General features: G+C 69.6%; 13 protein-coding genes and 1 pseudogene. 7 read left to right on the forward strand and 7 right to left on the reverse strand.

The annotated features are described in order from the left end of the window. Positions 1–50: 50 nt before the first annotated feature. From coaD to Prubr_RS32685, 4 genes are all read right to left on the reverse strand, one after another. Positions 51–488 (reverse strand): pantetheine-phosphate adenylyltransferase, encoded by a 438-nt coding sequence (coaD, locus tag Prubr_RS32670; protein WP_212819073.1) that lies wholly within the window; start codon positions 486–488, stop codon positions 51–53. Positions 489–586: 98 nt separating this feature from the next. Then, positions 587–928, reverse strand: coding sequence for a hypothetical protein (locus tag Prubr_RS32675; protein ID WP_212819075.1), 342 nt, complete (start codon positions 926–928; stop codon positions 587–589). A 125-nt stretch (positions 929–1053) separates the two neighbouring features. Further along, positions 1054–3582, reverse strand: a complete 2529-nt coding sequence (locus tag Prubr_RS32680; RefSeq protein WP_212819077.1) for a DNA gyrase/topoisomerase IV subunit A — start codon at positions 3580–3582, stop codon at positions 1054–1056. A gap of 45 nt (positions 3583–3627) precedes the next feature. After that, positions 3628–5700 carry a DNA gyrase/topoisomerase IV subunit B gene (locus tag Prubr_RS32685; RefSeq protein WP_212828798.1) on the reverse strand — a complete coding sequence of 691 codons (2073 nt, stop codon included), beginning with the start codon at positions 5698–5700 and terminating at the stop codon, positions 3628–3630. 308 nt (positions 5701–6008) lie between these two features. On the opposite strand from Prubr_RS32685, the gene Prubr_RS37465 reads away from it, so the two are divergent. Further along, positions 6009–8363, forward strand: coding sequence for a PQQ-dependent sugar dehydrogenase (locus Prubr_RS37465; RefSeq protein WP_246567966.1), 2355 nt, complete (start codon positions 6009–6011; stop codon positions 8361–8363). A gap of 84 nt (positions 8364–8447) precedes the next feature. Here Prubr_RS37465 and Prubr_RS37880 read toward each other — a convergent pair whose 3' ends face one another. Beyond that, positions 8448–8582 carry a hypothetical protein gene (locus Prubr_RS37880; RefSeq protein WP_281425860.1) on the reverse strand — a complete coding sequence of 45 codons (135 nt, stop codon included), beginning with the start codon at positions 8580–8582 and terminating at the stop codon, positions 8448–8450. On the opposite strand from Prubr_RS37880, the pseudogene Prubr_RS38045 reads away from it, so the two are divergent. The 3 genes and pseudogenes from Prubr_RS38045 to Prubr_RS32705 form a co-directional block, all read left to right on the forward strand. Beyond that, positions 8556–8753 (forward strand): annotated as a pseudogene (locus tag Prubr_RS38045) (hypothetical protein); the annotation flags it as partial. The gene Prubr_RS37880 and the pseudogene Prubr_RS38045 overlap by 27 nt on opposite strands. Positions 8754–8786: 33 nt before the next feature. Then, on the forward strand, positions 8787–9071 hold the full coding sequence (locus Prubr_RS38050; protein ID WP_246569160.1) for a hypothetical protein: 285 nt from the start codon (positions 8787–8789) through the stop codon (positions 9069–9071). 34 nt (positions 9072–9105) lie between these two features. Next, on the forward strand, positions 9106–9678 hold the full coding sequence (locus tag Prubr_RS32705) for a GNAT family N-acetyltransferase (RefSeq protein ID WP_212819079.1): 573 nt from the start codon (positions 9106–9108) through the stop codon (positions 9676–9678). A gap of 134 nt (positions 9679–9812) precedes the next feature. On the opposite strand, the gene lepB is transcribed toward Prubr_RS32705, so the two are convergent. Beyond that, positions 9813–10514 carry a signal peptidase I gene (lepB, locus tag Prubr_RS32710; RefSeq protein WP_212819081.1) on the reverse strand — a complete coding sequence of 234 codons (702 nt, stop codon included), beginning with the start codon at positions 10512–10514 and terminating at the stop codon, positions 9813–9815. Next, on the reverse strand, positions 10511–10870 hold the full coding sequence (locus tag Prubr_RS32715) for a PadR family transcriptional regulator (protein ID WP_212819083.1): 360 nt from the start codon (positions 10868–10870) through the stop codon (positions 10511–10513). The genes lepB and Prubr_RS32715 overlap by 4 nt, the downstream gene beginning before the upstream one ends. A gap of 431 nt (positions 10871–11301) precedes the next feature. Between Prubr_RS32715 and Prubr_RS32720 the strand changes: the two genes are divergently transcribed. The 3 genes from Prubr_RS32720 to Prubr_RS32730 all read left to right on the forward strand — a co-directional run bounded on the left by Prubr_RS32720 (position 11302) and on the right by Prubr_RS32730 (position 13712). Then, positions 11302–12426: an FtsX-like permease family protein gene (locus tag Prubr_RS32720; RefSeq protein ID WP_212819085.1), complete on the forward strand. Its 1125-nt coding sequence runs from the start codon at positions 11302–11304 to the stop codon at positions 12424–12426. Positions 12427–12491: 65 nt separating this feature from the next. Next, the gene (locus tag Prubr_RS32725; protein ID WP_246567968.1) at positions 12492–13106 is read left to right on the forward strand and encodes an ABC transporter ATP-binding protein; all 615 of its coding nucleotides are present in this window, start codon (positions 12492–12494) and stop codon (positions 13104–13106) included. Positions 13107–13127: 21 nt separating this feature from the next. Beyond that, positions 13128–13712: a TetR/AcrR family transcriptional regulator gene (locus Prubr_RS32730; protein WP_212819089.1), complete on the forward strand. Its 585-nt coding sequence runs from the start codon at positions 13128–13130 to the stop codon at positions 13710–13712. Positions 13713–14097: the final 385 nt, after the last annotated feature.

The following is a 14097-nucleotide window of genomic DNA, read 5'->3' on the forward strand; positions in this document are numbered from 1 at the left end:
CCGGAGCTCGCCGGTGGAGTCGCCCCGAACATGCCCGGAACCTGCTTGAGTCAACTGTCGAGTCCGCGCACGACCGTGGAGGAGATGGCCACCAGTCTGGGCCTCGCGGGCAGGAGCAGCGTGGTGATGCCGAGGTCCTCGTTCATGGACGCCAGGTGGCACTCGTGACTCATGTCGGCTCGGTTGCGCACCCCGCGGATGATCACGCCGGCGCCATGCTGGCGGCAGAACGCGACGGTCAACCCGCGCCACGCGGTGACCGAGACGTCGTCCCAGTGCGCGGGAAGTTTCCGGCGCAGCTGGGTCGCACGTTCCGCCTCGGTGCCGGCCGGATGCTTGTCACCGTTGACAGCCACGAGCACGGTGATCCGCGCGAAGAGGTGTCGGGCCCGCTCGACGATGTCGAGATGCCCCGGCGTGAAGGGATCGAAGGTACCGGGATAGACCGCATGTTCGCCCAGCCGGCTTCCGCCGGTCGTATCGGACATCGTCTCAGATTAGTCGAATGTCGACTCAGATCGGTGACGTCGGGCGCCGACCAGAGCCCGCGACGCGGGTCAGCGGAGTGCGGGAACGCCTGCCCCGCTCAGCCGGAGAACCTTTTCGCGAGGTCCCGCAGCCGTTGCGCACCCTCGGCCACCTGGTCGCCGGTGAAGTTCATTCCGGGCATGAAGCCCAGGTGCTCGATCTGGTCGGCGAAGCGCAGGCATTCCCGGTGGGCATGCTCGCGGCAGGCGAGACAGGTGACGCTTTCCGGACGGGTGGAGGTCATCGCGTAGGGCACCTGGACGCCGCAGCCGGTGGTGACGACGGTCGGCGCGTCCGCCGCGCGGCCGAGCATCGACACGACGAGGTTGCGGGTGTCGGCGTCGGCCTTCGGCACCTTGCGCGCGACATGGATGTGCGGATCCGGGTCGCTCGTCTGCATCTGCGCCCTCCGTGTCGTTCCGGGTCAGGTTACCGCCCGACGCCGCGACCCGGTGCGGGTTGATCCCGCTCCGCCCCGACCGCCGCCGCCGGCACGAACCTGCCGGCGGCGGTCGGTGCCCGAGGTCAGTCGCGTTCGATGAGGTGGCCGACGACGCCGGGGCCAAGCATCACCGGGGTGCCGGAGCCGTCGCGGCGCTGGTCGACCGGCGGCAACTCGACCGGCTCCCCGGTCTCGGTCGCGCCGGCCGGCCGTGGGCCGATCCAGGCCACGGCCAGTTCCTGCTCGCCCTTGAGGAACCGCTGGGCGCGGACCCCACCGGTCGCGCGGCCCTTGGCCGGGTACGCCTCGAACGGGGTGACCTTCACGCCGGCGCCCGTGGAGGTGACGACCATCGGCTCGCCGTGCTCGGCGTCGTCGGTGCGTACGGCGCCGAAGAAGACGACCCGGGCGTCGGCGGCGAGGTTGATGCCGGCCATGCCGCCGCCCTTGATCCCCTGTGGCCGGACCAGGTTGGCGCCGAACCGCAGCAGCGAGGCGTCGGAGGAGACGAACGCGAGCGTCTCGGTGCCGTCGGTGAGCCAGGTCGCGCCGACGATCTCGTCACCTTCGCGCAGGGTGATGACCTCGAACTCGTCGGAGCGGACCGGCCACTCGGGGGCGGTCACCTTGACCACGCCGGCGCGGGTGCCGATCGCCAGGCCGGGAGAGTCGGCGCCCTGTTCGCCGAGCGGGGCAAGGCCGACGACCCGCTCCCCCGGTTCGAGGGGCAGCAGTTCGCTGGCGGACATGCCGCCGCTGAGCGAGACGGTGCCGGCCTGCTCGGGCAGGACCGGCAGCGGGAGTACGTCGGTCTTGAAGGCCCGCCCGGTGTTGGTGACGAGAAGGATCTGACCGCGGGCGGTGGAGTGTACGAGGGCGCGTACGGTGTCGTGCCTGACCCGGCCGTTGCGGCGCCGGCCCTCGGTCGCCTCCTCGGACTCGGCGGCGGTCCGGGCGACGAGGCCGGACGTGGACAGGATGACCTGGCAGGGGTCGTCGGCCACCTCGAGCGGGCCGGCCGGCGCGGATGCGGCGAGGACCTCCTTGAGGTCGCCGTCGATCAGCGTGGTGCGCCGGGGGGCGGAGAATTCCTTGGCGACGGCGGCCAGTTCGTCGGAGACGACCTTCTTCAGGACCGACTCGTCGTCGAGGATCTTCGACAGTTCGGCGATCTCGCCACGCAGCCGTTCCTGCTCGGTTTCGAGTTCGATGCGGTCGAAGCGGGTCAGTCGGCGCAGCGGGGTGTCGAGGATGTAGGTGGCCTGGACCTCGGTGAGCGAGAACTCGCTGATCAGGGCCTCTTTGGCGGCCTGGACGTTGTCGCTGCCGCGGATCAGGGCCACCACCCGGTCGATGTCGATCAGGGCGATGAGCAGGCCGTCGACCAGGTGTAGGCGTTCCTGCCGCTTGCGGCGCCGGAAGCTGCTGCGCCGGGTCACCACGTCGTACCGGTGGGCGAGGAACACCTCGAGCAGTGGCTTGAGGCCCAGGGTGCGCGGCTGGCCGTCGACGAGGACGAGGTTGTTGACGCCGAACGACTGCTCCAGCGGGGTGAGCCGGTAGAGGTCGGCGAGCAGGGCCTGCGGGTTGACGCCGACCTTGCACTCGATGACGAGCCGGGTGCCGTTCTCCCGGTCGGTGAGGTCCTTGACGTCGGCGACGCCCTGCAGGCGGGCCGCCTGCCGCTGGCCGCGACGCGGGCCGGAGGTGATCGGCTTGCCGCGTACCTCGTCGGTGACCGCCTCGATGACCTTCTCGGCGCCGACGCCGTACGGCAGCTCGACGACGGTGATCGCCTGCCGGCCGCGGCTGCCCTCGATCGGGCCGATCTCGACCTTGGCCCGCATCCGGACGACGCCGCGTCCGGTCTCGTACGCCCGGCGGACCTCGTCGAGGCCGAGCAGGCTGCCGCCGGTGGGCAGGTCGGGGCCGGGTACGAACTCCATGAGCTTGTCGAGGGTGGCGTCGGGGTGCCTGATCAGCCAGCGGGCGGCGGCGACGACCTCGCCGAGGTTGTGCGGGATCATGTTGGTCGCCATCCCGACCGCGATCCCGGAGGTGCCGTTGACCAGCAGGTTGGGGAACGCGGCCGGCAGGACCGTCGGCTCCTCCAGCGAGCCGTCGTAGTTGGCCTTGAAGTCGACGGTGTCCTCGCCGAGTTCGCCGACGAGCAGCATCGCCTCGCGCGACATCCGGGCCTCGGTGTAGCGGGAGGCGGCCGGGCCGTCGTCGGGCGAGCCGAAGTTGCCGTGACCGTCGATCAGCGGGGTGTTGAGGGAGAAGTCCTGGGCCAGCCGGACCATCGCGTCGTAGATCGCGGTGTCGCCGTGCGGGTGGTACTTACCCATGGTGTCACCGACGACGCGGGCCGACTTCACGTGCGGGCGGTCGGGGCGGTAGCCCTGCTCGCTCATCGAGAACAGGATGCGCCGGTGCACCGGCTTGAGGCCGTCGCGGGCGTCGGGCAGCGCCCGGGAGTGGATGACCGAGTAGGCGTACTCCAGGTAGGAGTCCTCGACCTCGGTGGTGAGCGGATTGTCGATGATCCGCGCACCGGCCTGGTCGAACGCGGACAGGTCTACCTTGGGTTGGTTGCCCTTGCGGCGTGCCATTGTTCAGCCTTCTGTGTCGACGTACCGGGGTTTGGGTGACGCCGGTCAGGCGTCGATCGTCTCCTGGTCGACCCGGTCGGCCGACTCGATGAGCCAGTTCTTGCGGGGCTCGACCTTCTCCCCCATCAGCAGTTCGAGGACCCGTTCGGCGGCCTCGACGTCGTCCAGCGTGATCCGTCGTACGGCGCGGGTGGCCGGGTTCATCGTGGTGTCCCACAGCTCGTCGGCGTTCATCTCGCCCAGACCCTTGAACCGCGGGATGGGGGTGACGACCTGCTTGCCGGCCTTCTCCAGTCGGGCGACGGTGCCCGCCATCTCGGCCTGGGTGTAGGTGTAGATCGTCTGGGTGTTGCGCCCCTTGGTGGTGATCTTGTGCAGGGGCGGCATCGCCGCGTAGAGCCGGCCGGCCTCGATCACCGGCCGCATGTACTTGGCGAACAGGGTGATCAGCAGGGTACGGATGTGCGAGCCGTCGACGTCGGCGTCGGCCATGATCAGCACCCGGCCGTAGCGCAGCGACTCCAGGTCGAAGGTGCGGCCGGAGCCGGCGCCGAGGACCTGGACGATCGCCGAGCACTCGGCGTTGTCGAGAACCTGCTGGAGGTTGGCCTTCTGGACGTTGAGAATCTTGCCCCGGATCGGGAGCAGCGCCTGGTATTCCGACGAGCGGGCCAGCCGGGCGGTGCCGAGCGCGCTGTCACCCTCGACGATGAACAGTTCGCTGCGGCCGATCCCGGTCGAGCGGCAGTCGACCAGTTTCGGCGGCATCGACGCGCCCTCCAGGGCGGTCTTGCGCCGGGCGGCGTCCTTCTGCTGTTTCTGGGTGAGCCGGACCCGGGACGCGTCGACGATCTTCTGCAGTACGGTGCGGACCTCGGCCCGGCTGCGCCGGTCGTCCAGCCAGGACCGCAGCTGCCGTTCGACGACGGTCTGGATGACCCGGGTGATCCCGGCGGTGGACAGTTCGTCCTTGGTCTGCGAGGTGAACTGCGGCTCGGGGATGCGGACGTGGATCACGGCCGTCATGCCTTCGAGCACGTCGTCGAGGACCGGCGGATCCTCCTTGGCCTTCAGCAGGCCACGGGCGTTCTTGACGGCGTCGGCCAGGGTGCGCTGGGTGGCGCGTTCGAAGCCCTTGCGGTGGGTGCCGCCGTGGGCGTTGCGGATCGTGTTGGTGAAGGACTCCACGGTGCGCTCGTAGCCGGTCCCCCAGCGCAGCGCGACCTCGATCTCGGCCCGCCGCTCGACGCCGGCCTGCATCACGCCGCTCTCGTCGGCGGCGTTCTCCTTGTAGACGCCCTCGCCGGTGATGACCAGGGTGCCGGAGACGGCCTTCTCACCGGTCGGGGCGAGGAACTCCACCATGTCGGTCAGCCCGTTGGGGAAGTGGAAGATCTCCTCGGTCGGACCGTCGCCCTGCGACGCGTCGCCGGTCAGGTCGCGCAGGACGTAGGTGACGCCGGGCACGAGGAACGCGGTGTTGCGCAGCTTGGCGCGTACGGCGGTCACGTCGAGCGCGGCCCCGGACTCGAAGTAGCGGGCGTCGTGCCAGTAGCGGATGGAGGTGCCGGTCGACTCGCCGCGCTTCATCTTGCGGGCGACCCGCAGCCCGGACTCGGGGGTGTGGGACGCGTCGGGATCGGCGCCGTCGAAGACCCCGGGTACGCCGTGCCGGAATGACATCTCATGGACCTGTCCGCCCCGGCGGACAGTGACGTCGAAGCGGCGGGACAGGGCGTTGACCGCGGAGGCGCCGACGCCGTGCAGGCCGCCGGAGGTCTTGTAGCCGGAGCCGCCGAACTTGCCGCCGGCGTGCAGCCGGGTGAGCACCAGCTCGACGCCGGACAGCCCGGACTTGGCGTGCCGGTCGGTGGGGATGCCGCGGCCGTCGTCGTCGACCTGCACCGACCCGTCGGCGTGCAGGGTCACCTCGACGCGGGTGGCGTGGCCGGCGACGCCCTCGTCGGTGGAGTTGTCGAGGATCTCGTTGACGAGGTGCCCGACACCGCGGCTGTCGGTGGACCCGATGTACATGCCGGGCCGCTTGCGGACGGCGTCCAGACCCTCGAGGTGGGTGAGGTCGTCAGCCCCGTAGAGGGCCTCGGGCTGTGCGGTCAACTCGTCGTACTCCCAGCTCTGTGCAGGTGGGCGCACCCGCTTCCGGCTTGCTTCGTGCAGGTGGGCGCACCCGCTTCCGGCTTGCTCGTTCCGGCGGCGTCCGGTGGGACGCCGCCCGTGAGCCTAACCGGCCGGTCGGACATCGGTCGGCGACCGGCCGGTCGGCCGAATACGGATTACCCGGAGATTTCGATCTAGTTACATGTGACGCTTGCCGCACGCAGTCAGCAGCCTCTATGGTGTGAAAGCGCTTACGAAAGCGCTTACGCAAGCACTCTCTGGTTAATACAACGGATTGGTGGCTTACCTTGTCGAAGCCCAGATGGCTGCAGAAACGGCATCGGACCATCGCCCTGGCCGCCGCCGCGGCGCTGGTGGCCACGCTGCCCGCGACCCCGGCCAGCGCCGGCCCCACCAACGCACCGAACTCCAGCAACGCCCCGATCACCGACCCGATTCCCGAGGACCCGACCCCGGCCACCCTCGGCCTGGTCGTCGAGGAGTTCGCGACGTTCCCGAAGTCGGAACCGGTCCCGGCGCCGACCGACCAGCGCCTCGTCCGGCACGCGCGGATCAACTACCTCGGTGAGGTCCCGGACGGGTCGGGCCGGCTCTACGTGCCCGACCTCAACGGCAAGCTCTACCTGGTCGAGGACGGCGTCAACCACGACTACCTCGACGTCGGCGCCACCTTCGCCCCCGATTTCTGGTCCGGACGTGGCCTGGGCAGCGGTTTCGGTTTCGTCACGTTCCACCCGAAATTTGCCGAGAACGGCAAGTTCTACACCACGCACACCGAGGCCGGCGCGGCGCTCACCTCGAAGACCCCCGACTTCACCACCCAGCCGAACACCGTCGTCCACAGCGTGATCACCGAGTGGACCGCCACCGACCCGGCCGCCGACACGTTCAGCGGCACCCGGCGCGAGGTCATGCGGATCGGCTTCGCCACCTACATCCACGCCATCCAGCAGATCGACTTCAACCCGACGGCCAAGCCCCGCGACGACGACTACGGCCTGCTCTACATCGCCGTCGGCGACGGCGGCATCGGCGTGAACACCGACGAGCCGCAGAACCTCGGCACCCCGCAGGGCAAGATCCTGCGCGTCGACCCGCTCGGCACCAACAGCACCACCGGCCGCTGGGGCATCCCGAAGAAGAACCCGTTCGTCAAGAAGGCCGGCGCCCTCGACGAGATCTACGCGTACGGGATGCGCGACCCGCACCGGTTCAGCTGGGACCCCGGCACGAACAACCGGATGTTCCTCGGCCACATCGGCGAGCACGCCATCGAGGCCGTGTACGAGGTCCGCGCCGGCGACAACCTCGGCTGGAGCGTCCGCGAAGGCGCGTTCGTCTTCGACAAGAACGACCGCTGCAACCTCTACCCGCTGCCGAAGAACGACCGCGGCTACGTGTACCCGGTCGCCGCCTACGACCACGACCCGCCCGCCGGCTGGCCGTGCACCAGCGACAGCGGACACGCGATCAGCGGCGGCTTCGTCTACCGCGGCAACCTGCCGGCCCTGCGCGGCAAGTACGTCTTCGGCGACCTGGTCGAGGGCCGGGTCTTCTACACCGAGGCGAACCAGATGCGCCGCAACAAGGAGAAGCTCGCCAAGCTCCACCAGCTGCACATCTTCGACCAGGCCGGGAACCGGGTGAACACCCAGGACCTGGCCGGTGACGGCCGCGTCGACCTGCGCTTCGGCACCGACACCGACGGCGAGCTCTACCTGCTGTCGAAGGCCAACGGCAAGATCTGGAAGGTCACCGACACCCGCCGGGTCAAGGCCAACCCCGACGTGCACCCCAGCATCGAGCGGAGCCTGGCCGCCTACTACGACTTCGAGACGATCTTCCCGCCGGACCGCGGACTCGAGCTCGACAAGGGCTACTCCGGGACCAACATCCGCCTCGTCAACGGCGGCCCGGAGATGCGGGTCAAGGACGGCGCCTACCCGGGCAGCAACACCTCGATCCAGACCAAGCAGGTCAACCCGACCGTCGCCGGCAACGACGACTGGAAGGCCGGGATCTTCAACGAGAACGGCGTACCGACGCTGAACGCCTTCAACCGGACCAAGGGCACCACGGTGATGGGCTGGTTCAAGCTGACCGGGCCGCACAGCCCGGCACTGAACTCCAACACCGCCAACCCCGACGACCGCTACAACGCCATCGGCCTGGCCGGCATCCTGACCGGCGACTCCGACGGCCACGGCGTCCGCGCCCTGCTGGAGCTGATCAACGTCAACGGTGAACTGCGCCTGGTGGCGCTCGGCCGCCGGCTCGACGGCGGGGCGTCGCAGACGTTCGCCGCCAGCGAGGACTGGCGCACCCTGATGCCGCAGAACGAATGGGTGCACCTGACCGCCACGTTCGACTTCGACAAGGGCACCATGGCGCTGTACCGCAACGGCGAGAAGATCGACGGCTTCTACACCGCGAGCGGCGACCCGTGGCAGGTCGCCGGCGAGGGACCGCACTACACCACGGCGACCGACCCGCGCGGCATCAAGATCGGCGGCTCCTACCCGCAGGACACCCGGGAACAGAATCCGTGCGACTGCCGGATGGACGCCCTGATGTTCCTCGACCGCGTGGTCACCCCGTCCGAGGTACGGGCCCAGTACCGCCTCGTCACCACCGGAAGCTGACCGGTAGGTGAGAGCCGGGGTACGGCGGGTAGTCCCGACCCGCCGTACCCCGGTTTGCGTCTGTCCCCCGCGGGCCGGCGACGCTCACGGCCGCCGGCCGGCCCGCTGGTGCAGGCGGTCGCGGGCCTGGTCCCACGCGGCCTCGATCAGGGACAGGCGGGACTCCCTCAGGGGTCCGTCCGGCAGCTCGTGGTGCAGCCGCAGCTCGCGGGTCAGCACGGCGACGAGGTTGACGACGAAGGCGTCTTCGCCCCCGCTCTCGACGACGAACTCGTCGATGCGCCTCTTGATCACCGGGGTGTACGCGCCGAGCTGGGTGTGCAGCATCGCACCGGCACACGCTGGACCCACCAACCGGGCATCACCCTCATCGGTGACGCCGCGCACCTCATGCCGCCCGTCGGCGAGGGCGCCAACCAAGCCATGCTCGACGCCGCCGAACTCGCCACCAACCCCGCTGACCCCGACCCGGCGATCCGGACGTACGAGGAGGCGATGTTCACCAGAATCCACCCGATCGCCGAAATGTCCGCACGAGTCCAGGCAATGATGCTGTCCCCCACCGCAGCCGACGACATCATCCGCTTCTTCACACCGCAGCCCATCGAGCCGGCACCAGCGTCCGGACGTGTCGATGAGGGAGCACGTCGTTCCGCCCGCCCGCCGGGAAAACCCATTGCGGGTGGCCGGCGCCGGATGTCTGGTTGATCGGCCATCAACCACAGAAGAGAGCATGACGCCGATGTCGCTGCCCACCCCCACGCTGCGCACCACTCGCCTCAGCCTGCGTCCCTTCGACGACGCGGATGCGGACGACCTCTTCGCACTGCACAGCAACGCCTACGCGCTGCGCTACTGGGACGCGCCACCGTGGAGCGAACGCGCACGCGCCGAGCGGTTCATCACGGCTTGCCGGCAGATGGCAGAGCAGGGCACCGGGTCGCGCTTGGCCGTGGATCGTGACTCCGACGGGGCGTTCATCGGCTGGTGCAGCCTGAACCGGTGGAACCCGGACTACCGCAGCGCAGCGCTGGGCTACTGCTTCGACGAGGCTGCGTGGGGCCACGGCTACGCGACGGAGGCCGCGCGCGCTCTGCTGCGATGGGCGTTCGACACGCTGGACCTGAATCGCGTCCAGGCCGAGACCGATACCCGCAACGTGGCATCTGCCCGCGTGCTGGAGAAGCTCGGATTCGTGCGTGAAGGGACGTTGCGGGAAGACTGCGTCGTGAACGGCGAGGTCTCCGACTCGTGGGTCTACGGGCTGATCAGGCGACAGTGGCGGCCGTCGCCCGAGCCGGTGCCCGCCCGCTGAGTCCTCGCTGCCTCGTGCAACGTCGCCCGGCAGGCGGGAGCTTCGCTTCGCCTACGTCCTGGAAAGGTATGTCACAGGGGCGGATACCGGGTGCGGCCCAGCGCACCGCTACGCGCCGCGAGCGCTCTGGCCGATCATCCGAGCGGCCAGAGCCGGGTGACGACACGGCCGGTGACATCGCTGTCGGGGACGGGTCCGTACGCCCGCGAGTCCCGCGATATCGCGCGATCGTCGCCCATCACGTAGACGGTGTCCTTGGGCACCGTCACGGGCTCGCAGTCGGTGGCAGATTCGGCCCCGGCTCGCAGATACCGCTCCTCTGCCGGGGCACCGTTGCGGTGCAGCCGCCCACCGGCGCAGGAGAGCAGATCCCCGGGCAGCCCCACCACCCGCTGCAGCGCCGTCACCTCGCCGGGCTGCCGGAACAGCACCACGTCGCCATAGTCGAGACGGGACAGGCGGAACCCGAGGCGGTCGACCAGGACGCGGTCGCTGACCCGCAGGCTCGGCTCCATCGAGGTGGACACCACCGGCACCAGGCCAAGGACGAACTGGTTGATGAGCACTCCGGCCACGGTCGCCGTCAGGGCCGCCGCGATCACCCGCCGGGAGAGCGGTCGCCGTGCCCGCTGGCCGCGCCCGCGTCGCTCCCGCAGCACCACGCGCAGCCCGCTCGCCGTCCAGCGCACCGCCTCCCACGCTCCGCGGGTCTCGGGGAACTCGCGGAGCATCGCCTCGCCCCACTCCGCGCCGTGTCCGTCGCGGCCGCGAACTGCTCTGGTCAGCAGGGCGAGCGCGGCACGCCTGATCCGACGCTCGGCCCAGGCGGCGTTCACGAGCTGGCGCCCAGGAACAGCGCGGAGTACGCCTGTTTCGCCTGGCGGATCCGCTTGCCGGCGCCCGCCCGGGCCGCTGCCGCGTCCCGCGCGGCCACGCGCTGGGCGGCGAGGACGGCGCCGTCCGCGGTCAGCCGGTAGGTGTGCCGCGGCGGAAGCCCTGGTCGGCTGGCCGGCTCCCACCTCGTCTCGAGCAGTTCGCGCTCGGCCAGTCGCATGAGAATCGGGTACAGCGTGCCGGAGGCCAGAGCGGTCTCCTTGCTCAGTTCGTACCCGTAACGCCAGGCCTGCGGATTGCTCAACAGGGCGTCGAAGACGCGCAGTGTCTGGGGTGAGGTATCCGGGATGCGCGGCATGATGAAACTCTACATACTCTGCCTTTACCGTGTCCACGATGGCGTCACAGCTCCCTTCCGCGGCGGTGGCCACGCTTCACGCGGGCCAGCACCTCTCACCGGTCGGCCATCCACGCTGCCGTACGAGCCGCCGTCGACCGTCAGGTGGAACGACAGCGCCCGGCCGCAACGGGCGATCGGCAGGCTGACCTGCATGACCACGTCGGCCGGCCGCCGGAACGGGATCATCTGCCCTTGCCGCACAGGGCCCGCGCCGATCCGGCCCGCGCCAAGGCTGCCGCTCGGCGGGACAGCCGGGGCGACGTCCCACATGATCGATCCTTATCGCACTCCGCAGGTCAGGGATCCCGGGCGAAATTTTTCCCGACGGGGCGTCGGTATAGTTGCCGACGCACTGTCGGAAAAACGGGGGATGATCTCAAGGAGGACGGATGTTCCTGGCACTGCGCGAGCTCCGCTTCGCGCGTTGGCGGTTCACGCTCATGGGCAGCGTCGTCGCCCTGATCGCGGTACTGATGGTGCTGCTTTCCGGATTGTCTTCGGGCCTGGTCAACGACGGGGTTTCCGGTCTTCAGCGGCTCCCGGTAACCGCCTTCGCCTTCGACCGGGACACCAAGCTCGACTCGGCCTTCTCCCGTAGCGTCGTGAACACCCGGCAGGTCGACCAGTGGCGCCAGCAGCCCGGCGTGCGCGAGGCGGCTCTCTTCGGAAACATGCTGGTCAACGCCCGCAGCAACCGAGGCGTCCCCATCGACCTTGCCCTCTTCGGCGTCGAGCCCGGCTCCTTCCTGGCGCCCACACCAGCCGAGGGCACCGGGCTGGACAGCTCGGACGGCATCGTAGTGTCCCAGACAGCCGTCAAGGCCGGCCTGCAGCTCGGGGACACCATCATCATCGACCGGATCGGCATCAGCCTGACGGTGGTAGGCGCCACGGCAGACCAGCACACCTACGGCCACGTCGACGTCGCCTACCTGCCGCTCGCGGCCTGGCAGCGACTGCATTCCGGCGTCGGTCCCGGCGAGGAGCTCCGGGCTGCGGCAGCCACCGAAGCCACGGCGGTCGCCATCCAGGCGGACGAGAGTGTCGATCTCGCCACTGGTGACGCCGCCGCCGGCACGACGAGTTTCCGCAAAGCGGAGTCGTTCGGGGCCTCACCCGGCTACACCGCAGAGACCTCGACCCTCTCCCTCATCCAGGTCTTTCTCTACGCCATCTCGGCGCTCGTGGTCGGCGCGTTCTTCACGGTCTGGACGATCAACCGCAAACACGAACTTGCGGTGTTGCGTGCGATGGGCGCCGCCCAGTCCTACCTGCTGCGCGACGGCCTGATGCAGGCGTTGTTGATCCTGGCGGCCTCGATCGGCGTGGGAGTGGCTGTGGGCGTCGGCCTCGGCGGCCTGGTCAGCGGTGGCGAAGTGCCGTTCACCATCGAAGCGCCCGCGGTGACCGTCGCCGGCCTCCTGCTGGTCCTGCTCGGCCTTCTCGGTGCGGCTGCGGCCATCGTCCGCGTCGCGGCCATCGACCCCCTTGCCGCGCTGGGAGGGCAGCGATGAGCACCAGGGACCGCACCGGTCTCACGCTGTCCGGCGTGACCGTACGCCTCGGTGACGGTGACGCGGTGGTCACCGCGCTGGACGACGTGAGTCTGACGGTCGCCCCCGGTGAACTGGTCGCCGTGGTCGGCCCCTCGGGCGCCGGAAAGTCGAGTCTGCTCGCGGTCGCCGGCGCGTTGACCATCCCCGACGAGGGAACGGTCAGCATCGACGGCCATGACATCGCCGCCATGAGTGCCAGGGACCGCGCGGCTTACCGGCGCGACCACGTCGGCTTCGTGTTCCAGACCGGCAACCTGCTGCCGGCCCTCACCGCTCTGGAGCAACTCCGCTTGGTCACCAAGCTGAGCCACCATCGGACCGACGTCCGCTCCCCGGCCAGGCTGCTCGCGGACGTGGGGATGGCGCACAAGGCCGACCGCCGGCCACACCAACTCTCCGGCGGCGAACGTCAACGGGTCGGAATCGCCCGCGCCCTGGTCGGACGGCCCTCGCTGTTGCTGGTGGACGAACCCACGGCCGCTCTGGACCGGGCGCGCAGCCACGAAGTGGTGCAGCTCCTCGCCCGGGAGACGAAACAGTCCGCGGTCGCTACCGTTATGGTGACCCACGACCAGGACGTGTTGGAACACTGCGACCGGGTGATTGAGATGATCGACGGGCGGCTGTCCGCCGGCTGACGGATGCGAAGGGGAGGGCCCGTGCCGCGCATCGACGCACCGACCGTCGCTCAGCACCGGGCACAGCGCCGACGAGCCCTCCTCGACGCCGCACGCGCCCTGCTGGCCGAGAACCCCCACCAAGCGCCGACGCTCGCCGCGGTGGCGGTCCGGACGGGGCTGCCCCGCTCGTCGGTGTACGAGTACTTCCGCTCACGCGACGACCTCCTGTTGGAGCTGGTGCAGGAGGTACTACCGAACTGGTCCCGGCGGGTCACCGACGCGATGGCCGCTGCCGACAGCCCGGGCGAACAGGTCCTGGCGTACGCCGCGGCAAACCTACGCCTGGTCGCCGAAGGCGAACACGCCCTCGCCACCGCCCTGATCGAGTCGGTGCCGGGCGAGCAGGTCAACGCCAGCACCAAACGGATGCACGAGCAGATGAGCCAGCCGCTGTCGGCCGCCCTCAGCGCCCTGGGCCTTCCCGACCCGGCCGCCACCGCCGGGCTGATCAGCTCGGTGGTCTACACCGCCAGCCGCATGATCGAGACAGGATCGGACGCGACCGCCATCGAGGAACGGGTCCGCGAACTGCTCGCCCCTTTCCTGCTCGGTCGCGCGGCATAGCTCATAGCTCCGAGGCGCGAGACCCGCACTCAAGACATCCATCGTGCGTACCGGCTCAGGGATGCCACCTGTTGGCATCGAGACCACCGTTTTCGATTTGACTCACCCGACCGGGTGTGCCGCCATCAGCTCGGCCACAGGTCGCTGGGCAAGACCGAGACGCTTCCGCTCCTCCGCGAGGTAAAACGCACTGACCCACACCTCGGAAGGCACGCTCAACATAGACCGTGTGGTCGTCTCCATGGGTGTAGGCAGCCTGTCGGACAAGAGTCGCCGATTGTGGAATCGGTCCACCAACCGGCGACCAGCGCCGATGACCCACTGCCGCTACGTTTGCACGAGTCAAGTCGATGAGCACGAATAGGTCGCCGCCTCCGCAGGAGAT

This window comes from Polymorphospora rubra (assembly GCF_018324255.1).
Lineage (GTDB): Bacteria > Actinomycetota > Actinomycetes > Mycobacteriales > Micromonosporaceae > Polymorphospora > Polymorphospora rubra.

Excerpts from the sequence above, each read along its gene's own strand:
- Prubr_RS32720 (WP_212819085.1), top strand. The coding sequence starts at position 11,302 with ATGTTCCTGGCACTGCGCGAGCTCCGCTTCGCGCGTTGGCGGTTCACG.
- coaD (WP_212819073.1), bottom strand. The coding sequence starts at position 488 with ATGTCCGATACGACCGGCGGAAGCCGGCTGGGCGAACATGCGGTCTAT.
- Prubr_RS32675 (WP_212819075.1), bottom strand. The coding sequence starts at position 928 with ATGCAGACGAGCGACCCGGATCCGCACATCCATGTCGCGCGCAAGGTG.
- Prubr_RS32715 (WP_212819083.1), bottom strand. The coding sequence starts at position 10,870 with ATGCCGCGCATCCCGGATACCTCACCCCAGACACTGCGCGTCTTCGAC.
- Prubr_RS32705 (WP_212819079.1), top strand. The coding sequence starts at position 9,106 with ATGTCGCTGCCCACCCCCACGCTGCGCACCACTCGCCTCAGCCTGCGT.
- Prubr_RS32680 (WP_212819077.1), bottom strand. The coding sequence starts at position 3,582 with ATGGCACGCCGCAAGGGCAACCAACCCAAGGTAGACCTGTCCGCGTTC.
- Prubr_RS38050 (WP_246569160.1), top strand. The coding sequence starts at position 8,787 with ATGCTCGACGCCGCCGAACTCGCCACCAACCCCGCTGACCCCGACCCG.